Source organism: uncultured Psychroserpens sp. (assembly GCF_947494225.1).
Lineage (GTDB): Bacteria > Bacteroidota > Bacteroidia > Flavobacteriales > Flavobacteriaceae > Psychroserpens.
In genome coordinates, this window is the sequence record NZ_CANLUG010000001.1 from 657,929 (window position 1) to 680,379 (window position 22,451).

The 22,451-nt window shown below is 34.0% G+C and carries 21 protein-coding genes; 5 read left to right on the forward strand and 16 right to left on the reverse strand.

Features of this window, described 5'->3' with window-relative positions; all coding sequences use genetic code 11:
- Window positions 1–22: 22 nt before the first annotated feature.
- Window positions 23–3,919 carry a GEVED domain-containing protein gene (locus Q0893_RS02945; protein ID WP_299272343.1) on the forward strand — a complete coding sequence of 1,299 codons (3,897 nt, stop codon included), beginning with the start codon at window positions 23–25 and terminating at the stop codon, window positions 3,917–3,919.
- Between the two features lie 5 nt (window positions 3,920–3,924).
- Here the strand turns inward: Q0893_RS02945 and Q0893_RS02950 are convergent, their stop codons facing one another.
- The 10 genes from Q0893_RS02950 to Q0893_RS02995 form a co-directional block, all read right to left on the reverse strand.
- Window positions 3,925–4,638 (reverse strand): 3'-5' exonuclease, encoded by a 714-nt coding sequence (locus Q0893_RS02950; RefSeq protein ID WP_299272345.1) that lies wholly within the window; start codon window positions 4,636–4,638, stop codon window positions 3,925–3,927.
- Between the two features lie 29 nt (window positions 4,639–4,667).
- On the reverse strand, window positions 4,668–6,899 hold the full coding sequence (locus tag Q0893_RS02955; RefSeq protein ID WP_299272347.1) for a S41 family peptidase: 2,232 nt from the start codon (window positions 6,897–6,899) through the stop codon (window positions 4,668–4,670).
- A gap of 98 nt (window positions 6,900–6,997) precedes the next feature.
- On the reverse strand, window positions 6,998–9,187 hold the full coding sequence (locus Q0893_RS02960) for a S41 family peptidase (protein ID WP_299272349.1): 2,190 nt from the start codon (window positions 9,185–9,187) through the stop codon (window positions 6,998–7,000).
- Between the two features lie 30 nt (window positions 9,188–9,217).
- Window positions 9,218–10,378: a serine hydrolase gene (locus tag Q0893_RS02965; RefSeq protein WP_298901030.1), complete on the reverse strand. Its 1,161-nt coding sequence runs from the start codon at window positions 10,376–10,378 to the stop codon at window positions 9,218–9,220.
- A gap of 10 nt (window positions 10,379–10,388) precedes the next feature.
- On the reverse strand, window positions 10,389–10,910 hold the full coding sequence (locus Q0893_RS02970; RefSeq protein ID WP_298901029.1) for a DUF4442 domain-containing protein: 522 nt from the start codon (window positions 10,908–10,910) through the stop codon (window positions 10,389–10,391).
- Complete coding sequence (locus Q0893_RS02975) at window positions 10,910–11,383, reverse strand: methylated-DNA--[protein]-cysteine S-methyltransferase (RefSeq protein ID WP_298901028.1); 474 nt, start codon at window positions 11,381–11,383, stop codon at window positions 10,910–10,912. The genes Q0893_RS02970 and Q0893_RS02975 overlap by 1 nt, the downstream gene beginning before the upstream one ends.
- Before the next feature lies 1 nt (window position 11,384).
- Complete coding sequence (locus Q0893_RS02980) at window positions 11,385–12,515, reverse strand: CNNM domain-containing protein (RefSeq protein ID WP_298901027.1); 1,131 nt, start codon at window positions 12,513–12,515, stop codon at window positions 11,385–11,387.
- 63 nt (window positions 12,516–12,578) lie between these two features.
- Window positions 12,579–13,220: a hypothetical protein gene (locus Q0893_RS02985; protein WP_298901026.1), complete on the reverse strand. Its 642-nt coding sequence runs from the start codon at window positions 13,218–13,220 to the stop codon at window positions 12,579–12,581.
- A 107-nt stretch (window positions 13,221–13,327) separates the two neighbouring features.
- Entirely contained in the window at window positions 13,328–14,014 is a 687-nt protein-coding gene (locus Q0893_RS02990) for a response regulator transcription factor (RefSeq protein ID WP_298901024.1), read from the reverse strand.
- A gap of 6 nt (window positions 14,015–14,020) precedes the next feature.
- Window positions 14,021–15,418, reverse strand: coding sequence for a HAMP domain-containing sensor histidine kinase (locus tag Q0893_RS02995; protein WP_299272354.1), 1,398 nt, complete (start codon window positions 15,416–15,418; stop codon window positions 14,021–14,023).
- Between the two features lie 489 nt (window positions 15,419–15,907).
- Between Q0893_RS02995 and Q0893_RS03000 the strand changes: the two genes are divergently transcribed.
- The 4 genes from Q0893_RS03000 to Q0893_RS03015 are packed head-to-tail and all read left to right on the forward strand — an operon-like array spanning window position 15,908 to window position 18,622.
- Entirely contained in the window at window positions 15,908–16,168 is a 261-nt protein-coding gene (locus Q0893_RS03000; protein WP_298901021.1) for a hypothetical protein, read from the forward strand.
- On the forward strand, window positions 16,161–16,880 hold the full coding sequence (locus tag Q0893_RS03005) for a hypothetical protein (RefSeq protein WP_299272356.1): 720 nt from the start codon (window positions 16,161–16,163) through the stop codon (window positions 16,878–16,880). The genes Q0893_RS03000 and Q0893_RS03005 overlap by 8 nt, the downstream gene beginning before the upstream one ends.
- A gap of 38 nt (window positions 16,881–16,918) precedes the next feature.
- Window positions 16,919–17,347 (forward strand): hypothetical protein, encoded by a 429-nt coding sequence (locus Q0893_RS03010; protein WP_298901018.1) that lies wholly within the window; start codon window positions 16,919–16,921, stop codon window positions 17,345–17,347.
- A gap of 9 nt (window positions 17,348–17,356) precedes the next feature.
- Complete coding sequence (locus tag Q0893_RS03015; RefSeq protein WP_299272359.1) at window positions 17,357–18,622, forward strand: hypothetical protein; 1,266 nt, start codon at window positions 17,357–17,359, stop codon at window positions 18,620–18,622.
- A gap of 12 nt (window positions 18,623–18,634) precedes the next feature.
- Here the strand turns inward: Q0893_RS03015 and Q0893_RS03020 are convergent, their stop codons facing one another.
- The 6 genes from Q0893_RS03020 to Q0893_RS03045 are packed head-to-tail and all read right to left on the reverse strand — an operon-like array spanning window position 18,635 to window position 22,445.
- Window positions 18,635–19,033, reverse strand: a complete 399-nt coding sequence (locus Q0893_RS03020; RefSeq protein ID WP_298901014.1) for a hypothetical protein — start codon at window positions 19,031–19,033, stop codon at window positions 18,635–18,637.
- Window positions 19,030–19,425: a cytochrome c gene (locus tag Q0893_RS03025; RefSeq protein ID WP_299272361.1), complete on the reverse strand. Its 396-nt coding sequence runs from the start codon at window positions 19,423–19,425 to the stop codon at window positions 19,030–19,032. Before Q0893_RS03025 ends, Q0893_RS03020 begins: the two co-directional genes overlap by 4 nt.
- A 3-nt stretch (window positions 19,426–19,428) precedes the next feature.
- Window positions 19,429–20,418, reverse strand: a complete 990-nt coding sequence (gene hemB, locus Q0893_RS03030) for a porphobilinogen synthase (RefSeq protein WP_298901012.1) — start codon at window positions 20,416–20,418, stop codon at window positions 19,429–19,431.
- A gap of 4 nt (window positions 20,419–20,422) precedes the next feature.
- On the reverse strand, window positions 20,423–21,193 hold the full coding sequence (locus tag Q0893_RS03035) for a hypothetical protein (protein WP_298901011.1): 771 nt from the start codon (window positions 21,191–21,193) through the stop codon (window positions 20,423–20,425).
- Window positions 21,194–22,096, reverse strand: a complete 903-nt coding sequence (gene hemF, locus Q0893_RS03040; RefSeq protein WP_299272363.1) for an oxygen-dependent coproporphyrinogen oxidase — start codon at window positions 22,094–22,096, stop codon at window positions 21,194–21,196. It abuts the gene before it with no gap.
- A gap of 1 nt (window position 22,097) precedes the next feature.
- A complete protein-coding gene (locus Q0893_RS03045) occupies window positions 22,098–22,445 on the reverse strand; it encodes a 5-carboxymethyl-2-hydroxymuconate Delta-isomerase (protein WP_299272364.1) in 348 nt (115 codons plus the stop codon).
- Between the last annotated feature and the right edge of the window lie 6 nt (window positions 22,446–22,451).

A 22,451-nucleotide genomic window follows, 5' to 3' on the forward strand; every position in this document is an offset into this window, starting at 1 on the left:
CTATTACATTCCTAAAAACTATATGAATTCACAGTTTCGTTTTTTGATCGCAGTTTTGCTTATGGCTATTCAGGCAAATGCGCAAACTCCGGGCGTATCAACATTCTATGAACAATTCAATGGAGATACTAGAGAATATATAGAATATATACCTGGGAATTTGCCTATAATTATTTCTGCACCTCATGGAGGAGTGAAGTTGTCTGGACAAACAATAGGAGGAACCTTCTATCCAGATAATGATTCGACATTACCAGATAGAAGTTGTGGTACTAACGAACGTGATGATAATACGGACATTTTAATTCGTGAAATTCAAGCTGAAATATTTGCACTAACAGGATGCTATGCACATGTTATCATTAATAATTTACACAGATCAAAACTTGACCCTAACCGCGAACAAAACGAAGCCACTTGTGGTGATTCAGATGCTTTAGACCATTGGAATGCTTGGCATAGTTTTATTGATCAGGCCAGTGCTTCTGTTGAAGCAAATTGGGGTAAAGGTCTATACATTGATTTACACGGTCAAAGTCATACCATACCAAGAATAGAAATAGGATATAATATCACTGCTACACAATTAAATACAGGCAATTTAAATAGCACTACAAATATTAATAGATCTACGATTAAGAATCTAGTATCGAATAATTTAAATAGTCATACCCATGAAGAATTAATAAGAGGGGTAAATAGTTTGGGAGAGCTATTTCAAAATCAACCAGCTGTATTTTACAACGCAAATGTCAACCCAGGATGCGGTGTTACCTCTGGATATAGAGCTGTTCCTAGTAATTCAGACTATGGAAATACGAGTTGTGATGATACAAGGCCTCATTCTAATGCTTATTTTGATGGAGATTTCTACAATAATCGGAGACATGGCTCTGGAAATGGAACAGGTAGTAGCGGAGGTAATGTTGGAGGTGGCGGTCATATAGATGGTATTATGACAGAAGTTAATAGGCGGGTAAGGGATCTCGGAACATATAATGGGAATGTGTATGATACAAGACCTCAAACTTTAGTGCCTTTTGCAAAAGAATATGCTGCCGTAGTATTGGATTATATTGACATTCATTACAATGATTTCGCGAATTTTTCTTATGCTGCTAATTCTTATGATGTTAGTGATGCGAACCCCTCACCAACCATATCTGGTCTTACTGGCGGAACATTTGCAAGCACAACAGGATTATCTATTAATTCTAATACAGGTGTTATTGATTTGTCTGCATCTACAAACGGCAACTATGTCGTAACTTATTCCGTTGGAACCTGTATGTATTATCAAGAAACATTTGCAATTGAGATCACAGGAACATTACCTGATACAGAAGCTCCAACTGCTCCAACAAATTTGACAGCTAGTAATGTTACACAATCGAGCTTAGACTTAAACTGGACTGCCGCTACAGATAATATAGGAGTTACGGCATATGAAATTTACCAAGACAATAATTTAATTGCCACAGTCTCTATAACTTCCCATCAGGTGTCTGGATTAACGGATAATACAAACTATGCCTTTTATGTTATTGCTAAAGATGCTGCAAATAACAGCTCAGCCGCTAGTAATACAATTAATGTAACAACATTAGAGCTGGATACACAGGCACCAACGACACCATTAAATTTATTGGCCAGTAACACTACAACTACAACAGTAGATTTAGATTGGGAGGCTTCTACAGATAATATAGCTACTGTTGGTTATGATATTTATCAAGGCGCTAGTTTGATTGCTCAAGATGTTTTAGCCACAACTTATCAGGCTACCGGATTGTCTCCTGAAACATTCTATAGTTTTAAAGTGATTGCTAAAGATGGAGCCAACAATACCTCTATGGATAGCAATGAAGTTGGTGTACTTACTTTATCTGGCCCTGCACAAACCTATTGTGACTCTCAAAGTAATAATGTTAATGACGAGTTTATTAGCAGAGTTCAATTAAATACTATTGATAACACATCTGATGCCCAGTTCTATTCAGATTTTACAGCAATGTCAACGATTCTAAGAAAAGGTACTCAATATACAATTACTGTGACGCCAACTTGGACTGGAACAATATACAATGAGGCCTATGCTGTTTGGATTGATTTTAATAATGATGGTGATTTTGAAGATTCTGGAGAAGAAGTATTCACAATTAACCCTAATCAGAATACAAGCGTTAGCGGTAACTTTATTATCCCATCTAGTGCAACAGAAACAGACACGAGAATGCGTGTTTCTATGAAATATAATGGTGTTCCGACATCTTGTGAGGATTTTACTTGGGGTGAAGTTGAAGATTATTCGATTAAGTTAGTTGGATCTAATGATTTGATTTACACGAATAACACTTGGATACCTTACTCTCCATCACCAACAACAGGAACAGATAATGCTATTGTCTTAGATGGAACATATTCGATATCTGATGATATTCAAATTAATGATATAAGAGTTGAAGGAGGTGCAAATGTATTTGTTGAAAAATCTAAATCACTAACCGTTAACGGAAATCTAATTTCAAATGATAATGTAACACTTGACTCAGACTCTAATGAATATGCTAGTTTAATAGTTGCTAATTTAGTGGTTGGAAAAGTGATGTACAGAAGATACGTTAATACCACAGCTAGCGTTGGTGGAAATGACCTTGTTGCACCACCCGTTTTTGGCGAGTCATTTTTCGATTTTAGAATGTCTAATGCCAATATTGTAAGTAATACGGGGAACACATTATTCTTATTTGGTCCTTTTGATAAAATAACAGATACTTACCTACTGTATAGCGATGTCGAAACCGCACCAATGTACGCAGGAACTGGATACCGAGCCGCTTCAACAGATGCAAGCACTTTTACTTTTACGGGATTAGTAAACACTAGAGATGTTAGTGTACCAATAGTAAATGACGGACCAACAAACCCAGAATGGAATTTAGTTGGAAACCCGTACCCTTCTTATATTAGATTGTTTGATTTTCTTGCAGCAAATAACTCGCAATTTGATTTTGAAAGCGCTGGGATTTATGGATATGATGGGAATGCATCTGACGGATGGACCATATGGAACATGGCCTATTCTGAAGCGAACCCGAATGCTATTATTACACCTGGTCAAGGGTTTTTAGTGGCTTCTGCAACTAATAATGGACGAATCGACTTTACATCAACTATGCGAATCACTGGTAATACAGACGATTTTATTCCAGGAAGAAACTCCAATATTGCACATTTACAATTAGAATTAAATTCAACCTCAGGAGGACGTTATAAAACAGATTTTTATTTTACAGATAATGCCTCAAACGGAATGGACTTTAATTATGATTCTAGTATTTATGGAGAACAAGCACCTTCAAGTTTTGCTTTATACTCACATTTATTAGAAGAGAGTACTGGTATTGATATGGCGATACAATCTTTAGGATTTGACGCCTTAGAAAATGCTGTCATTCCGTTAGGAGTTCATGTTGGACAAGGACAACAATTCACTATTAGTATTTCAGAAAGTACAATACCCTCAAATGTTGAAGTATATATTGAAGACACGCAATCTAATACGTTCACATTACTTAATACGACAAATTATACCATTACGCCCACCGAAAACTTAACCAGCATTGGACGTTACTTTTTACACTTTAATGAAGCGACTTTAGGTGTTAATACGCCCAACGAAAATGATTTAGAAATGTATACAACAACGCGTCCAAAAGAGTTAATTGTTAAAGGGCTTTTACTTATGGATTCTAAATTAACTATCTATGATTTACAAGGCCGTTTAATTGAGAAGGTGAGTTTAAGTAATTCTCAAACTATGCATACTATAGACATTTCTACAATGAGTTCAGGTGTTTATGTGGTGCACTTAAGTAGTGATATTCAAAGCAAAACTCAGAAAGTAATAATTAAGTAAATGGTTTAGACATGAACAATGTCATTATCATGTAATAGCTCATCACCTCTTAATCTCAAGAAAATTTGTGCCACTGCAATTGTATCTTTCTCACAGTAGGTAATGATGCGATCTATATCTTTGAGCTTATAATAGACATTATAAACTTCACTGCCATCGATATCATCTTTAGGAGATGGAATTCCCAAAACATGAGTAAGTAATTTTAATGAGGTATAAGTTTTATAGTCTCCAAATTTCCAAAGTTCCAAAGTGTCCAAATGCGGAACTTCCCAAGGTTTTTTTCCAAAGAGATTTAACTTGTTAGGTAATTCTATATTATTAATAATCATACGACGGGCGATATAAGGGAAATCAAACTCTTTTCCGTTATGTGCGCAAAGTAAAAACTTATGACCACTGAAATGCGTTAATAATAGGTTTTTAAAATCTTGAAGAATCTTAGATTCGTCACCATAGAGAGAAGTGACTCTAAATCTTCTAATGCCTCCTTCATGTTTAAAATAGCCAATAGATATACAGATAATTTTTCCAAACTCGGCCCAAATGCCAGCACGTTCATAAAATTCTTCAGCTGTAAATTCATCGCGTCTTTGATACTTAGATTTGTGTTCCCAAAGCTCTTGTTTGATGACGTCTAATTCTAAAAAATGCTCAGTTTCAGGAACTGTTTCTATGTCTAAAAATAGAATATTTTCTATGTTTAATTTTGTTATCATGCTCATTTCAGTTTAAAAGAAATACATCGTTAGTCTTTAATTGTTTCGTTTGTTGTAATTGACTGGTTGATGAGGTCTATAGCTTTTTCTAGCAATTCATCACGACCTTGTTTAATGCCCTCAATTGTTGGTTTTACTTCAATATCTGGAACAATCCCAATACGCTGCGTTTCTGTTCCATCTGGATAATATACGCCAATTCCAGAAATCATTGTTTGCAATCCTCCAGGAAGGTTAATTCGAGAGATATTGCCATCTGCACCAGCTGTAGTGCTTCCAATAATGGTTGTTTTATCTCCAGCTCTAAAGGCCATCGCAGTATACTCGGCTTGGCTTTGAGATATTTCATTAACTATAACAATTACTTTTTGTCCTTTGTATGACCAACCTCTTTTTAAACCTACCTTCGAACCATCTCTAAAAACAAATTCACCTGGGTTATCGATATTTCCAGATGTAAATTTAACAAAATTTGTACGATTAGAATTGAGATAATTTCCTAGTGTAAATGGTACAAAAGTGGAAGGGTAATTTCTAATATCTACAATAATACCTTTAGTATCTTTAAACGCTTCTTTGAGTAAATCAACATCTTTTTCTTTAATATTTTGTAGTGTTACATAACCAATATTGTTATTCAATTTTTTGAAGCTAGATTCAGTACGTTTTTTATACCATTTATAATGGCCTTTAATATTTCGTTTAGGATGAAGATTTATCGTAGTTTCAAAATGGTCACTTCCACGGTCAATTTTTAAATCAAGTTTTTTATTTGTAGAGCGTAAAATATCAAAACTAATATCGCGTAATCGTGTAGGCTGATTTGATGCCGGATAATAAGGGCTCATGTCTAAAACAATATCAGTGATTGGTTTTTTATTAATATGCGTAATCACATCTCCTAATTTTAAACCACAAGACCTACTCTTTTCATCATTAAAAAGTGCGTCAACAACAAGTTTGTCTTCAATAAATTTAACATGAATAGGTGCATAATAATCACCTCTTTGTTCCTGAATTTTATCATTACCACCCCATAGATTGGCATGCGTGTCTTTAATATCTCCAATCATTTGAATGGCTGCTAACTCATATTCAAGTTCATTTTTCGCGTCAATAAACTTTGGAATATATTCGGCAAGACAACTGTCCCAATCCTTATCCATTAAATGTCGATATGGAAAGAAATAGTTGATCATATTCCAGTACCTAAATACCGAAAGCAATCTAAAACCATCATCTGGATATTTCATTCCAGAATATGATTTTTCATTCTTAAATTTTGGATTCCCTACATAGGATTCCATGCCTATGTAAAAATGCGTTCCTTGGTGTCTGTTTTCTTTTACATACAGAAGTTTTTCACTTAGTGCAACCGATATTTCGTTGCTTTTTATCCAATCTAAATCTGGTTTTAAAAAAGCATCTTTATCTACCGCTTTACATGATTTACAAGGCATTACTTTGCCTAAACTATCTATCCATGCAATTAATACATTATCGCGTTGAGTGTTGGATGTGGTTTTTAAGTATTTTGGCAGGATTCTAAACAATTCATAATCCCAATTGAAATTACCTTTCGCAATTTCTGGATGATGATATTTTAGAAAACCCCAAACACGTCCTATTAATTCTAAATTTTTAATTTGAACCTCGTTTAAATCATGAAAAGAAATATTAGAACCTGTATCAAATTCTTTATCCATCCGCGCTTTTGAAAGTGCTTTCTTAGGGGCTTGATTTAATGGTTTACCATCTACAGTGATTTCGAGGTGATCAACCCATACTTTTCCTGTTCCTACGAGTATACCTCCAATACGTATTTCTTCTGAATTATCATCTAGCTTGAGTTCTATCTCATATTTTTCCCAGTCATTCGTGCCTTGAAGTTTTTTAGCACGCATATTATCGAATGCTACATTTGGATCAATTCGCATCCATAAGCCTGCCCAACCTCCTTTAACATTTTCAGTTTTAAGATATCCAGTTAATTTTATTTTTTTACCTCCAAAAGAAGCAGGTATTTTATAAGATAATGCTCGAAAACCACTTTCGTCAGGAAGGCTTTCAATAACACCCGAAATGCGTCCGTGTTGAGCAATAACATCGCTATAACTTATTTTGTAATTGCCATCACCAAATGACGTCCAGTCTTTGGCTGAGTCGCCATCTAAAGTTTCAAAATCTAAGTTGAAATCACTCTGTGCAATACAACTGAAAACAGTACACAAGGTAAATAGAGGAAGTGTTAATTTTTTCATTGTTGATTGGTTTTAAAATCAAAAAAAGAAAGAAATAGATAGACGGCTAACTAAGAATTTGTTAAATAACAAAAGATTAAGACTAATGGTTAAATGTTTTAGTCCTTGATCAGATTACTGTCAATTACCTCTAGTGCTTTATCTAATACTTCATCTCTGCCTTGCTGTATCCCTTTAATGGTTGGTCTTATTTCAATATCAGGAACGATGCCTATGCGCTGTGTTTTTCTGCCGTCGGGATAAAATATCCCTATCCCTGTAATCATTGTTGAGTAGCCTCCAACCACATTGAATTTGCTAACATTGCCATCGGCTCCAGAGGTTTGGCTTCCAATAGTTATCGCGTTTTCTGCAATTTGCAAACACATCGCAGTAAATTCTGCATGACTTTGAGTGGTTTCATTTACAAGCAAGATGACTTGCCCTCTATAAAGATCTTCTTTACTGCCTCCTCCTGCTTGATAACTGGGCTCCCAAATAAATGCTCCGGGATAAGATAAATCTGGTTTCGTGAATTTTACAAAATCAACAGATTTGGTGTTTAAGTATGGTGCAATTTCATACAAAGTACCTTGCGGATAGTTTCTAATATCAAATATGATAGCTTTAGTGTCTTTAAATGCCGTCATCATTTCAGTGACATCTCCACGCGTTAAGTTCCCCATATGAACATATCCGATGTTGTTGTCTAACATGTTCCACTTATCTTTAGATTGTTGACGGTTAAAGTTTGAATATGAATATTTCTTTATTTTTTTAGACGTCGTAGTTCCTTGCCTTTCTACAGTGACATTGCAAGATGAATTATCGCCTTTAAACAAGACAAAAAAGGCACCTCTTCGTTTTACGGATGGATTAGATGCAAATATATATTTATTATTGGTTTTCAAAATTTCTGAAACAGGAACCTCATTTACATGGGTAATAACGTCTCCAATTTTTATATCATTTTCTTCAGCTAAATTGGAATCATAAAATTTGGATACAACAGCTTTATTGTCGATAATTTGAATTTCAAAAGGGGGGAATTTTGTCCCAAAATGGGCCCAAGTTTTTGGCGTTGAGAAGACACCATGACTATCGTCTATTTTTACCACCATTTCTAAAAGAGCAAGGTGATAATCTGTTTCTGTTTCTGCCTTAATAGTTTTAGAAATCATTTCTTTTAAAACCGAATTCCAATTTTGATCGGTTTCATTTTTGTACGGAAAATAATATTGAATCATATTCCAATAACGATAAACAGCTAACAATCTGAATCCTAAATCTGAATACGGAATTTTAACATAAGACTTTTCGTTTGTGAAATTAGCTTGACCTACCTGACCACTCCCAACATAATAATGTGTTCCTTGAAACCTGTTTTTTTCAATCATATTTAATTTTTGCTCCAATGCACTCGATAAGTTAGAAGAGGTGATCCAATCTAAATCTGGGACCATTTGAGCATCTTTATCTAGGGCCTTACAAGGCTTACAAGGTTTAACATCACCTTGTTTATTTATCCATGATAAGAGTATGGCGTCTCGTTCCGAATTATTAGCGGCATTTAGATAAGAAGGTAATACTCTAAATAGCTCATAATCCCAATTAACAGCTCCAGTTCCTATGTTGGGATGGTAGTATTTTAAAAACCCCCAAATCCGTCCTAACAGATCTAAATTAGCAAGACGTGTATCGTCTAGTTCCAAAGTATTGATATTTGATCCGTTGTTGAATTCAACATCTTTTTCTGCACTAGATAATTCTCTTAAAGGTGCTTTGTCAATAGGTATTCCGTCTATTGTAAGCTCTAAATTATCGAACCACATTTTTCCTTTACCAGAAATTAAACCTCCGAATACAATTGTTTCGGCGTTGGGTAAATCATCTAATTCAATTTCATATTTTTTCCAGTCTGTTGTTCCAGTTATACCTTTATCTTGCATATTATCAAATCCAATTTTTGGATCTAAACGCAACCATAGACCAGCCCAGCCATCCCTAACATTTTCTGTCTTAACATAACCTGTAAGTTTAATTTTTTTTCCACTAAAATGGGAAGGAATGCGATACGATATAGCTCTAAATCCACCTTCCTCATTAATACTTTCTATTGAAGCAGATACCTTACCATTTTGACGTATAGATGTATCATATGATATTTTATAATTATCATTTCCTAATGGAGACGCCCAACCTTTGGCAGTTTCATTTTCGAGTATTTCGAAATCTAAGTTGTATTTACTCTGGGCAAATATGTTACCGCATAAGCACAGGGCAGGTAGTATTAAGAGTAACTTTTTCATAGATGGTTAGTTTTAATTTATTAAGAAATATTACGATTTTGAGTTCAGCATTTTGTAGCCTTCTTCAATGTATAACCCAATATCATCAGTAAAAGTTTTAGTTCCAATATCTGGAGATTTTTCATGACCTAACCTTACAATAATGATGTTATCATTTGGCTCTACAAAAACGTATTGACCTAAATGACCACGCATCATAAAGAAGTGTTTATCTCCTATTTGGCGAAGCCACCAACCGTAACCATACTCTGGACTTTCAGGGAAACGAGGTTGGACTGATTTTGCAACAAATGCAGAGTCTAAAAGTTGTTTTCCATTCCATTTTCCATGGTCTTTATAGAGTTTTCCAAAGCGCGCAAAGTCTTTGGCGTTACTCGCAATACAACAGTAGGCTTTTACTAAGTCATGATCTTCACTATCTACTTGCCAAAGTGTAGCATTTTCAGAGCCTAAAGGTTTCCAAAAGCTTTCTTCAAAGTAGTCATACATTTTTTTACCTGTTGCTTTTTCTATGACCATAGCAAGCATTTGAGTATCACCACTGGCATATTTAAACCCTTGTCCAGGCTCATCAACTACTTTTAATCCATTCATTACTTTTGCAAGATCGTCATCAAAATAAGCACGTGTAGTAATCGATAATGGAGAATAGTAGGCCTCATCCCAATTGGTTCCAGATGCCATTGACGATAAATCCCCAACGGTCATTTTGGAGGCTTTTCCTTCGCAAAAAGCTGGAAGAAAATCACAAACAGGTTGATCTAAACTTTTTATATAACCTTCCATTATGGCCTTTCCTAGTAGGCCTGAAACATAACTTTTTGCCATTGAAAATGAGTTCGATTTAGAATCTTCATTAAAGCCATCATAATATTTTTCAAACCAGATACTATCATTTTTAATAATGAGGTAAGCAATGGTTCCCCAGTCTTGGTTAACTTTTTCAAGCTCAGGCGTTGTTGTTACAGTGTTATAATCTTTATGGTTTGGCCAAGGCTTAGGTGCATCTGAGGCGCTAATTGGCTGATTGTCAAATTCTTTATAATCTTCTAAAAAGGCTGTTGTATGTCCTTTCATATAGATTGTTCTTACAGCTTTTATGAGGTAATCTGTATCTGTTATGTAGAGCACGAGAATAATTAAACCGAATAAAAGAGCTAAGACCTTGAGGAGTTTTTTTAAAAATTTCATTGTAACCAAGTTAATGTTTTGTCTGACGTTGCTTTAGTTTTTCTTTATAAAAACGTTTATCTGCGATATATAGTGTTTTCTTAAAAGTAGCAATTATATTTTGTTTGGCATCAACAAGATTCATGGTTTTAACAATGTCGATTTGATTTTTGTTAACTATGTCTTGTTTGATATTTTCAATCTCTTCTTTAGAAAAAGTAAACTCACCAAAAATCTGGCTTTTAGCGGGCTTTTTATATTGCGCTTCAACAGATTTGTCCCAAACGACATAATTTTCGCCTAGAATTTGCATCAATTGAATCATATAAATAGGGTCGGTTGCAGATAACATACTGCCACCAAAGATGGTTCCTACAAAATTTCTGTTTTTCCAACTAGGTTTCATCGAAATGACAACTTTATGTAAATCGTCACTAACTTCAACAACTTTTGCTGTGGTTCGCTTATACATTGGAGACCAATTAAAGCCATATTTATAAATCGTTGCGGGTTTAAAAAAACGTTCTAAAAATTGTGTTGCAACTTTATACATTAAAATAGAGATTGTTGTTTGTAGGGGCTTTCATGTTCTAAAAGCCATTGCTTTCTGTGTAACCCACCTGCATAGCCCGTGAGACTGCCATCACTGCCTATAACGCGATGGCATGGTACAATAATCCATAATGGATTTTTACCATTAGCGTTGGCTACAGCTCTTATGGCTTTTACATCACCAAGACGTTTTGATAACTGTAGATATGAAATGGTTTTCCCATACGGAATTTCCTCAAGAAGCGTCCATATTAACTTTTGAAATTCGGTGCCTTGAGGGTTTAATTTTAAATCGAATGTTGTACGAGAGCCTTCAAAATAGTCTCTAAGTTGAATGACACAATCTTCCAATATTGTGGGAATGATATCTGTTTCTTTTTCTTTGGAGTTTAAAACCGTTACTTGAGCTATACCATCTTCATCACCTACAATTTTAGTGAATCCTAGAGGAGAATTAATGATACAGGTTTCCATGCTATTCATGTTCGCTTTTAGAATTAGCATCGTCTAGAATTCCTAGCTTTTTAGCTCTGGCTTCCCAACTTTTTCGTGCCATATGTTGCAAATCAGAAACATTATCACTTTCGTCCATAATCTCCAGACCAAGTAAGGTTTCAATAACATCTTCCATAGTCACCAATCCACTAACTGAACCATACTCATCAACAACTAGTGCCATGTGATTTCTACTTTCTACTAATTGTTCGAACAATTTTGGAATGGGTAAATTGCGCTCAACAACGATGATATTTCGTTTGAGTTCAGACAATTTTTTAGAACCATTATCAAGAGCCATTTCTTTAAATACTTCATCTTTTAAAACCAAACCTTTAATATTATCTGGGTTGTCTAAGTATATAGGAATTCTTGAAAAACGTAAATTCATATTTTTATTAAAGAAATCTTCAACAGTGGTCTTTTCATCCTCAGCTTTCATTACAGTTCTAGGCGTCATTACATCTTTAGCAAACACCTCCTTAAAGGTTAATAGATTTTTAATAATCTTACTTTCGTTTTCTTGAAAAACACCTTCTTCATGAGCCATATCTGCCATGACATGAAAATCTTCACGACTTAAAACACTTCCGTGATGACCTTTACCTCCAATCAATTTTGTTGTAAGTTGTAAAATCCAAAGAATCCCAGTGTATTTCAATGGAATGATTAAGAACTTTAACGCCTTTGTTGTAAAATTTGCTAATTGTTTCCAATAGGTTGCTCCAATTGTTTTTGGGATAATTTCCGAAGCAACTAGAATTAAAATAGTCATAATAGATGATACAACCCCAACCATTAACTCTTCGGTAAACTCTATACCAAAAATACGTCTTGTTTGTGAGCCGTATAATTCAACATAGGCAACCTTTGCTTGTACACCTACCAAAATAGCACCTACAGTGTGCGCAATGGTGTTTAAGGTTAGGATAGCAATTAAAGGGCGGTCAACATCTTTTTTTAAAGTTTCTAAGGCACTTGCGTAGGCTTTGCCCTCCTTTTTCTTAACGTTTATAAATGTTGGTGTTACGCTTAACAATACAGCTTCTAGTATAGAACATAAAAAGGAAAAGAAAATAGAAACAAATGCGTATAATAAAAGTAAAGCCATTAAATAAATTTATTTAATGGCTAATTTATAGAATATTATAGAATATTCGTTTGATTGATTGGTTTAATTGCCTTTTGATCGTTTTGCATTGCGTTCTGCACGTTCAAGATCTCGTTTTGCTCGATCTAAGTCTCTTTGTGCACGTTCTAAATCTCGTCGAGCACGTTCGGCTTGTCTTGCCTCGTCTTCTTTTCTACTAGTACCAGATATAAGATACTTTAATTCTTGGCCTAGTTTGGTGATTTTTTCTGTAAATGCACTTGATGCGACATCTGTATCCAATGATATTCTTAAATGACCTTTAGTGAGTTTACATTCAAAAACTTCATCACCAGTTTTACTATTGGTCCATAGATAAGTATTACCATTAACATCTAAATTGCTTTTACCTAAGGTTTTGATTAGCATCTGTTTTACAGCTTCATTCTTAGATTTGTGAAAGCTCGCTCTAAATTTATAATAGTCATCTGTTGTTTTTACTGAAATAGAACTGTTTGATTTTTCGTCATCATCATTATCTATTGAAATAGAATATGATGTTCCTGATGTTGTTGTCGTTTTTGGTGGAGTTGGTGGTTCTGGAGTTGTTTGTGCGTTTAAACCACTAACCGAGAGCAAAGCAAAACTAAATGCTAAGCATAATCCTTTTTTTAGGCCGATAATTCTAATACTGTTTTGTCTGTCTTTTGATTTTGAAAAATTCATAACTGTTCGTTTTTAATGATTGTTTGATACAAATGTAGACGACTGTAATGGCTTAAAAAAGAAAAGATTAAGCGTTAACCTAGCGTTAACCAATAACATAATCTCTATTAACTTATTTTAAACTCAAGACCAACATTTCTAATGCTCTCAATTGAAATTGAAGGATCTTGTTTGAAGTATTTGCGTAATCTGCTTATAAATACGTCCATACTCCTTCCTGAGAAAAAATCGTCATTTTCCCAAACAGCTTTAAGGATGTCTTCACGTTTAAGGAGTTGGTTTTTGTGATTGAAAAGAAAGAGAATCAATTCTGCTTCTTTTTGCGTGAGTTGTTTTTTATAATCACCAGAACTCAATTCGAGTCTATGGGTATCAAAGGTGTAGGTTCCTATAATAACAATATCTTTTTGAGGCAATTGAAGCGCTGCTTTTTCAGTACGTTTTAGAATGTTGTTAAGCCTTAATACAAGTTCATCTGCTTCAAAAGGTTTTACAATATAATCATCTGCTCCAAGCTTTAACCCTTTTATTTTATCTTCTTTAAGCTTCCTAGCCGTTAAGAAAATGAATGGTGTTTCGGGGTTGATATCAATGACTTTTTCGGCTAATGTAAAACCATCCATTTTTGGCATCATTACATCAAACACACAAATATTATAATGCCCATTTTTAAACTGTTCTAACGCCTCTTTTCCATCTTTAGCCCAAGTAATTTGGTATCCAGAAATTTCTAAGTATTGTTTTAATATATGACCGAAATCTACATCATCTTCGGCTAAAAGAATATGTTTCATAGCTTATTATTGGTTAAAAGGAATTGTTAATGTAAATGTTGAACCATGACCTTCTTTGCTAACTACAGTGATTTTTCCATCATGTGCTTTTATAATTTGATTGGTATAGTATAGGCCTAAACCTAAACCTTTAACATTATGAATTTCTTTGTTTCCAACGCGAAAGAACTTTTCAAATACTTGTTTTTTATCTTTATCCGAAATGCCAATACCATTGTCTTTTATTGAAATATTGAGCTCATGATTACTGTCAACCATACAATCAATTATAATATGATCACTGGCATATTTTACAGCATTTTCTAGAATATTTAACAAGGCTGTTGTAACATAAAATTTATCGAGATCAATAGTTGTATGCGATCCTTCAAAGGTTCGATTTATTGTGACGTCTTCGTTTTTAACCGATAATAGAAAGTCGTCCAAAACAGTATTGATATATGGCTTAATTTCAACCTTCTCTTTGAGAAGCTGTATTTCGTTATAACCCAAACTATTATTTAAAACTTGATCAATGAGTTTTTGAAGGCGTTTATTTTGACGTTCTATAGTATTTACAGTATTATCAACAAGTTGTGGTTGCTGTTTTACCTCCTCTTTTTTTAGCATTTTAGTTGCCAAAGTTAAGGTTGCTAGCGGTGTTTTTAGTTCGTGTGTGATGTTGTTTACAAAATCGGTTTTTATATCGGCAATTTTTTTCTGCGTGATTAAACTCTTAATCGAATAATACAATAACCCAATAACCACGGCAAAGATTAAAAGCGATAATAAAAGTAACCCAACCATTTGTTTGAAAACGATTTTTTTCCAACCTGCAATGTCCATTTTATCTTGAGTTAAAAACACTAAATAGAAGGTGATTTCTTTGTCTTCTCCGTTAATAACTCTGTTAGAAGTGTGATCTGTAGACCAGAGCGTGGAGCTAACACCTATGGCATCTTCATCTGAAATAGGATCGCCTAAAACAATGGACTTCGGTGTTTTATCAAAATTGAAAATGGTATCATTTTTTACCGAATCTTGTAATATAATAGTTCTAATTTTTTTATGGAATTTTATACCATAAGGGATGTTTTTTTTAACCAGCTCTTTTTGGTATTCAACACGATAGGTTTCATTTATAGAGTCTATTATAGATTGAAGACCTTCTAATATGTCTGATTTGGTGGCTGTACTGGCTTTATAATCTGCTATGGTATTTAGAAAATTGTCTTGCCAAATATCTGATAACGAATCTAAAGCAGGAGAGAAGTCATCAATTTTTGAAATAGACTGTCTAGTTTCAGTGATGAATGCTTCTTTTTTGAGTTTATAGGTGTTGTTAATTAAATAGCCTTGAATAATAGATAAGGCAATTAATCCAAGAATAGATAAACTAATTAACAGGTTAATTTTTTTCTTCATGCAATGTTTTTGTTTGCTTAAAATTAAGAATCATCTTTAATAAAAGAGAGCACAATGTCTAAAAAGACATTATGCTCATCATAGTGGTTGATTGTTTGATTGATGAATTCATGTGTTTTTACTTTATTGATCTGTAACGTCGTCTTGAATTCCAATTGTGCGATTTCGTTCCTTGATGTCGTTCTGTAATTAAATCGTTTTTTAAAGTTCTCATGGTGTTTTGATTTTAATGATTGATGATGATACAAATCTAGGTTGAAGATTTTTAAAAATGATAAAAATCAAATAAGTTAACCTTGCATTAACCTATGTAAGTGTTTAAGTGTCAGTAATAATGGGCATTTTAAAGAAATCTTAGAATTCCTGTTAACATTAGAGTTTTGAAAGGGATTAGATTATTTTGTAACTTTATATTTGAAATACCTTGTATTGGGTATTGATTTTACACTCCCTGTTTTAGAATTTAGTAGCATAATTAAATAGATAATTATGGCCGCTGAACAAACTTCTAATGCACCCAAGGTCTACGAGATTATTCGAGTAGAATGCCAAAAGAAAGATTGCAATGAATCTTTTGATGTTGTGATTTCTCCTGTTTTAACACCTGTAGCAGCTCCAGTTCAGGAGATAGCTATAGATCTCCTAATGCGGTCAGTAGAGAAGAAACTTATTAACGATTATATTGTTGTGAAGTGTCCTTGCTGTGATTTTATGCAACGCGTATATGTAAAAATAAAACAAGATGAGTGATTTAAAAGATTTCGATATATATTGGATGGAGAAAGGTCAGAAGTTAGTAGACGAGACCTTTACCAACCTTTTTAGACATCTCAATAATTATAATGTTTATCTCAAGGCGTTATTAGGGTTTTATGCGGCAATTGGTCTTGTAAAAGGAATGTTGGAGGATAGTACCAACGGATGGGCTTACTTTAGCTTCATTCTTCCTATTGCTGTTGTGTTTGTCGCTATATATAAAACATCGGTTGGGCAAGAATTAAATATTGAGAAATTGGATATAAGAAGCCCGTTGAAGATTAATGAGACCTACGGTAATTTCGTAATTGCGTTAGCCAAAAGTATAAAGCGTGCAAAGTTCTGGGTTGCCATGGCGACAGTGGCCGTTTTGATTGGAGGCTCGGTAAGTTTATATCTATTAAATACTGAAAAACAGAAAAGGGCTGAGGCCGAAAAAATAGAGCAAAGAGAAGATAAGATCCAAGGCTATAAGGATGATAATGAAAAAGCGTTTGCCGAAAACAAGAAGTTACATGTCACATTTAATGAAGATGCTAATAAGATCACTATCGAGGCTCAGTTTGTAGAACACAAAGTCTTAGTTATAGAAATGAAAACAATAGAAGATAAGACCGATTTGATAAAGGTTCAAATCCCAGCGCTATGTGATTATAAAGCCGAAATTTCGAATGTCAAAGCACTAATAAAAACAACTATTAAATAATATTAAAAAGAAACCCAATCAATAACAAAATATATACTATGGAAACATTTGAAACGTATGAAAATAAACAAGCCATAAATGCTAAAGTAACAATTAGTAGTTTAGCCGCTAAGGATCGAGGCCCATCATTTTTCTTCTTAGATGACAACGCTCTAGGAAATGGTGATTCTGCTACCATTTCTAAATCTGATGTCAAGAATCCCAGCGTACTAAATATTAGAGTTAATTTGGCTTTAGATCAGGTGCAAAATACAAGTCCAGACAGGCTTAGATTTATCAAGTCGACCAAAATAGAATTTAAAATATCAGATCGAGATACTAAAAAAACCTTCTATTCTAATTTTGATGACTTCCCTACAGAGTTTCATTTTGATGATGACAATACGTTCTTTATAAGAAAAGAAATTCAAATTAAGTTTTTAGAAGATTTCAGAAGTTCACATAAATCGTTTGTTCAATCACTATAAAATAATACTATGAGAAATTTATTTTTTTTACTCTGCGGATTGTTTATAAGCTTGGCTAATTATGGGCAACAAGAGAATAAACAAGAAGTCTCTATAAACGATTTTACGTTTCAAAACACGACAGCACCCGCTTTTTTATTGCTTGATCAAACACCAACAGCTATTGAGAACCCTGAAAACATAGGAAGTTTGGCTACTTATTTATACAGTGGTTTTGACTCTGGTAATATAGCTATTGAGTCTAATTTATATTGGTGGTTTGTAAATAAAGAGAACACAGGAGAATCTTACGAAGCCTATAGGGGTTTTACCGAAAATAGTTTTGATCAAAATGGAGACATTGATAAATCTACGGCCAAAATTGATCCATTTAAAGGTGTTTCTACGAATACGTCTGTATCAATTGGCTATATAGATAAAAAGTTTAATGGCTTTGCTGAAGCGAAAAAGACATTTTCTATTGGGATACGATCTAATATTTTTAGTGTCTATGGTGAGGATAGAAGAACCGAATTAATTGAGGCTATTAATGGTATAAGAGGCAAGGTGAGTGGATCAACAGAGAAAGGGATAAGCGATCAAGATGTACTTGATTTTGAAAATGCGATCAATGGTCCTAATAGTAATCTTACCATGCCAGGAATAAATGTTTTAGAAGGTGGAGCTCAAGCTCAAAAGCCCTATTATGATTTGGCAAAAAATCAAGGTATAGATAGTAAAGTGGTTGACTATTATATGAAAGAAAGACTCAAAGTAATGAAGAATTTTTATTACAATAGGAAAAATATCAAACCTACATTTAGAGCCGATTTTGGTGCTGGTTATGGACTGTTATTTAATGATAATAATTTTTCATCGTCTTTAGATCGGTTTGCTGGGTGGCTAACTTTTGATTATTCAATAGATTTGGTTAAATCTAGTAACAGAGATGACAAGAGTAAAAATTACCTGCATTTATACGGTATTGCCAAATATGTTGATGACGGTTTCAATATAGGAGAGAATCAAATCCCATTTAGTAATGATTATTGGGATGTTGGTGGGAAAATAGAATTTGAATTTAAAAAAATTAAGTTTTCATACGAATATTTGAAACGAAGTGGAGACGATGATCAATATAGATCTGTTGGAAACTTTACATTCCATTATTCGAAAAAATTGAGTATTACAGGTGGTTTTGGAAAAGATTTTCCTGTAGATGATAATCTTGTGACCTTGTTAGGGATTAACTGGGGGATTAATCTTGGTGACGAGATAAAAAAACTCAAACAGTAGTAGTAAATAGATTTAATAGTCTATAGGAATCTGGTATATGAGATAGTCATAAATAGATTTAATTTTTTGTCTATTCATCTCAGAATATACCATACACTCAATACCAAAGTTGTTAACTCGCTCTCGTTTTTCGTTTCGAATAAATTGTTGAAACTCCTTGAGATTATAATCATGAATTCTCTTTTGTAAAAGAGGAGGGTCAACTATCACGTTTAATTTATGACATACGACGCAGTTAATCTCGAATTGCCGCTTACCTTCCAACTCGTTATCGGTCATTGAAGTGATTGGGTTATCAATAATTTTAGACTCTTGAAGCTGTGTATTTGATTTTGGGTTTTTTAAAACGACATAAGTAATGAAACCTCCTAGGACTATAATGATACCAAACAGGAATAGTTGTTTTTTCATCTGGAATGATCTGTATATTTTAAGATATCTAGGATGTCTTCGTTGGTTAAATTTTTGAAAACCATGCAGTTGTTATCGTAGTCTTTATTTATTATAGCTGTCTTTTCTCCATGCAAAAATTTGATTATAGTTAACGAATCATATTTTTTACCTACATCTTTTAGCGCAGGACCAGTCATTACTCTATATAAGCTGTGACAAGCGGCGCAATTAGTATTGAAAAGTGATCGCCCTTCTAAGCCAGATTCGTTAAAACCTGAAGTGCCACACGCCCCTTTTCTAATATCTTCTGTAGCACAACCAAGATTGGTTTCTTGGTTTTTTAAAACAAAATATGTCAAAAGGCTTCCTAAAAGGATAATAAAAGACGCTATATAAAGAATACGTTTCAAAAGTTAGTACAATAACTTCACAACATCCTTAGCAAAATAACTAGCTATAATATCTGCTCCTGCACGTTTAATAGCAGTAATTTGTTCTAACATTACGGCATCGTGATCTAACCATCCTTTTTCGGCAGCCGCTTTAAGCATGGCATATTCTCCAGAAACCTGATACACAGCAACAGGAACCTCTACTTCATTTTTAATATCTCGAACAATATCTAAGTAACACAAGCCTGGTTTAACCATAACAATATCTGCACCTTCATCAATATCCATTTCGGTTTCTTTGAGTGCTTCAAAGCGGTTTGCGAAATCCATTTGATAGGTTTTTTTATCCTTAGGAATATCTTTTATATCTGCAGGTGCCGAGTCTAGTGCATCGCGAAAAGGGCCGTAGAAAGCAGAAGCATATTTTGCAGAATAACTCATAATACCAGTATCTGTAAAACCATCATCTTCAAGAGCTTCTCTTATCGCTAAAATTCGACCATCCATCATATCGCTTGGCGCCACAAAATCTGCTCCAGCTTGAGCATGAGACAGGCTCATTTCGGCTAAGACATCAACAGTATCATCATTAATAATTTGACCATTAGCAATAATACCGTCATGACCATAAGACGAATAAGGATCTAAAGCAACGTCTGTCATAACTAACATTTCAGGGCATACGTTTTTAACAGTTTTGATGGCACGTTGCATAAGTCCGTTTGGATTTAAAGCCTCTGTTCCTTTATTATCTTTTAAGTTGTCAGGAACTTTTACAAACAAAAGCACAGATTTTAGGCCTAGTGCCCAAAGCTCTTTTACTTCATGTTCTAATAAATCTAAACTATAGCGATAATAATTTGGCATAGAAGCAATTTCTTGCTTAATCCCTTTTCCTTCTACAACAAATAGAGGGACCAAAAAGTCGTTTGGTGAAATAATGGTCTCGCGAACTAAACTTCTAATTGCATTATTAGTTCTTAATCTTCGGTTTCGTCTTAATGGATACATAGTTTTAATCTAAATTTCTTATAAATTTTTCCTCGTTGATATAAACATCATCTTCACCTTGTTGATCAAATGGGTTTTCTAAATGTGATTGGATATTATCTAAAGCCACCAAAATAACACTAAACATGATAGGTACAGCATATTGTAGACCGAAACTGTAGCTCGTTACATTATGCGCAAAGTGAGGGCCATAAATTATAGGTAAAATAACAATGAATATATCACTATAGGTTCTGAGTGTTCTTGGAGTTCTATACTGATAAATGTGCTTGATGCGTTCAAAAGAAATCATCATTTTACTTAAAAATTGGTTAGAACGTGATGCTTCACCAGATGGTAAACCATGAGATCGCATGCTTTTGATAAACTTTGATAAACCTTCAAAACTCGCATAAACGGCTTTTTCGTTTTCTTCGAGTTCATTTATTGGATTATTAAATACATGTTTACAAGAGTTTAAAAGGTTTTTAAGATGGGTCTTTAATTCATCTTTTAACTCCTGAGGTGGGTTTTCTAGCCAATCGGAAACAGCAAAATACAGTGCACGACCATGCGCTTTTATAGAGCCGTATTCATCTAATGCAACTTCACGACGTTTATAGGCGCCGCCAATAGAGAATACAATTGGAAATACGATAGCAGTACCAATAAGTGTTAATGGAAAATCGGCTTTGATTTCAAAATGCAAACAAAATGCTGTTGAAGCTATGGCCAAGCCTGTGATAACAAATGTTTTCCAATTGATAATTAAAAATACGCGACTTAATAGTTTCATTTATACCCAGTTTTTAGGTTGTTTTAATACGTTAATTAATTCTTCTTCTTTGCTGCCTGGTTCTGGGTGGTGATCATATACCCATTGAACGTGAGGTGGTAAACTCATTAAGATACTTTCAATTCTTCCATTCGTTTTTAAGCCAAACAAAGTACCTTTATCATGTACCAAATTGAACTCAACATAACGCCCACGACGAATTTCTTGCCAATCGCGTTGTGCTTTGTTGTAGTCTAAATCTTTACGTTTTTCAACGATAGGCACATAAGCCTCTAGGAAACTATCACCAACTTCGGTGACAAAATCATACCAGTTTTGCATTGACATGTCGCTGGTGGCTTTGCAATAATCAAAAAACAAACCACCAATACCGCGACCTTCATTACGATGCGAATTATAGAAATACTCATCACATCTGGCTTTATAAGTTTCGTAGAAATTGTTATTGTGATGATCACAAGCCGTTTTACAAATTTGATGAAAATGAATGGCATCTTCTTCAAATAAATAATAAGGAGTGAGATCTTGCCCACCACCAAACCATTGATCTACAATATTACCGTCTTGATCATACATTTCAAAATAGCGCCAATTGGCATGAACAGTTGGGACCATTGGGTTTTTAGGATGAAGCACTAAACTTAACCCACAGGCAAAAAAATTGGCATCTTCTACACCAAAATAGGTTTGCATAGAATCAGGCAACTTACCATGAACACCAGAAATATTAACACCTCCTTTTTCAAAAACATTTCCATGTTCTATAACGCGAGTTCTTCCGCCACCACCTTCAGGGCGTTTCCAAATATCTTCTTGAAATTTAGCCTTTCCATCAATAGCTTCCAACTTTGAAGTAATCGTATCTTGTAGCTCGTGAATGTAATTGAAGAATGTATCTTTCATATTAAACCATTGTTTTGTTAAAGTAGGTTGATTTTTCAAAATCTCTAATATTAACAGCTATAAAACCGATAGTTGGAAATATGACTTTAAGCTCTTTTATGATGAGTTTAGACAGTTGATTTTTTTGATCTGTTGTTCTTCCTTCCATAATGTTAGAAAAGACATGAATAAAATCTTGTTGTTTTCCTCCAACGATATAGTTTTCCTTAAAAGGATTTAATCTCACTTTGATATCACTTTCATCAAATAATCCAGATTTAGTCGCACATTGATGTACTGTCAGAAGTGTTTTTTCTGGGCTATTTAATTTTAAAACATTTTCAGAACAATCTATCACAAAATGCGGCATAGTTAA

Bases quoted from the DNA above. Each gene is read 5' to 3' on its own strand.
- Q0893_RS02945 (WP_299272343.1), top strand. From the start codon at position 23: ATGAATTCACAGTTTCGTTTTTTGATCGCAGTTTTGCTTATGGCTATT.
- Q0893_RS02950 (WP_299272345.1), bottom strand. From the start codon at position 4,638: ATGATAACAAAATTAAACATAGAAAATATTCTATTTTTAGACATAGAA.
- Q0893_RS02955 (WP_299272347.1), bottom strand. From the start codon at position 6,899: ATGAAAAAATTAACACTTCCTCTATTTACCTTGTGTACTGTTTTCAGT.
- Q0893_RS02960 (WP_299272349.1), bottom strand. From the start codon at position 9,187: ATGAAAAAGTTACTCTTAATACTACCTGCCCTGTGCTTATGCGGTAAC.
- Q0893_RS02965 (WP_298901030.1), bottom strand. From the start codon at position 10,378: ATGAAATTTTTAAAAAAACTCCTCAAGGTCTTAGCTCTTTTATTCGGT.
- Q0893_RS02970 (WP_298901029.1), bottom strand. From the start codon at position 10,910: ATGTATAAAGTTGCAACACAATTTTTAGAACGTTTTTTTAAACCCGCA.
- Q0893_RS02975 (WP_298901028.1), bottom strand. From the start codon at position 11,383: ATGGAAACCTGTATCATTAATTCTCCTCTAGGATTCACTAAAATTGTA.
- Q0893_RS02980 (WP_298901027.1), bottom strand. From the start codon at position 12,515: ATGGCTTTACTTTTATTATACGCATTTGTTTCTATTTTCTTTTCCTTT.
- Q0893_RS02985 (WP_298901026.1), bottom strand. From the start codon at position 13,220: ATGAATTTTTCAAAATCAAAAGACAGACAAAACAGTATTAGAATTATC.
- Q0893_RS02990 (WP_298901024.1), bottom strand. From the start codon at position 14,014: ATGAAACATATTCTTTTAGCCGAAGATGATGTAGATTTCGGTCATATA.
- Q0893_RS02995 (WP_299272354.1), bottom strand. From the start codon at position 15,418: ATGAAGAAAAAAATTAACCTGTTAATTAGTTTATCTATTCTTGGATTA.
- Q0893_RS03000 (WP_298901021.1), top strand. From the start codon at position 15,908: ATGGCCGCTGAACAAACTTCTAATGCACCCAAGGTCTACGAGATTATT.
- Q0893_RS03005 (WP_299272356.1), top strand. From the start codon at position 16,161: ATGAGTGATTTAAAAGATTTCGATATATATTGGATGGAGAAAGGTCAG.
- Q0893_RS03010 (WP_298901018.1), top strand. From the start codon at position 16,919: ATGGAAACATTTGAAACGTATGAAAATAAACAAGCCATAAATGCTAAA.
- Q0893_RS03015 (WP_299272359.1), top strand. From the start codon at position 17,357: ATGAGAAATTTATTTTTTTTACTCTGCGGATTGTTTATAAGCTTGGCT.
- Q0893_RS03020 (WP_298901014.1), bottom strand. From the start codon at position 19,033: ATGAAAAAACAACTATTCCTGTTTGGTATCATTATAGTCCTAGGAGGT.
- hemB (WP_298901012.1), bottom strand. From the start codon at position 20,418: ATGTATCCATTAAGACGAAACCGAAGATTAAGAACTAATAATGCAATT.
- Q0893_RS03035 (WP_298901011.1), bottom strand. From the start codon at position 21,193: ATGAAACTATTAAGTCGCGTATTTTTAATTATCAATTGGAAAACATTT.
- hemF (WP_299272363.1), bottom strand. From the start codon at position 22,096: ATGAAAGATACATTCTTCAATTACATTCACGAGCTACAAGATACGATT.
- Q0893_RS03045 (WP_299272364.1), bottom strand. From the start codon at position 22,445: ATGCCGCATTTTGTGATAGATTGTTCTGAAAATGTTTTAAAATTAAAT.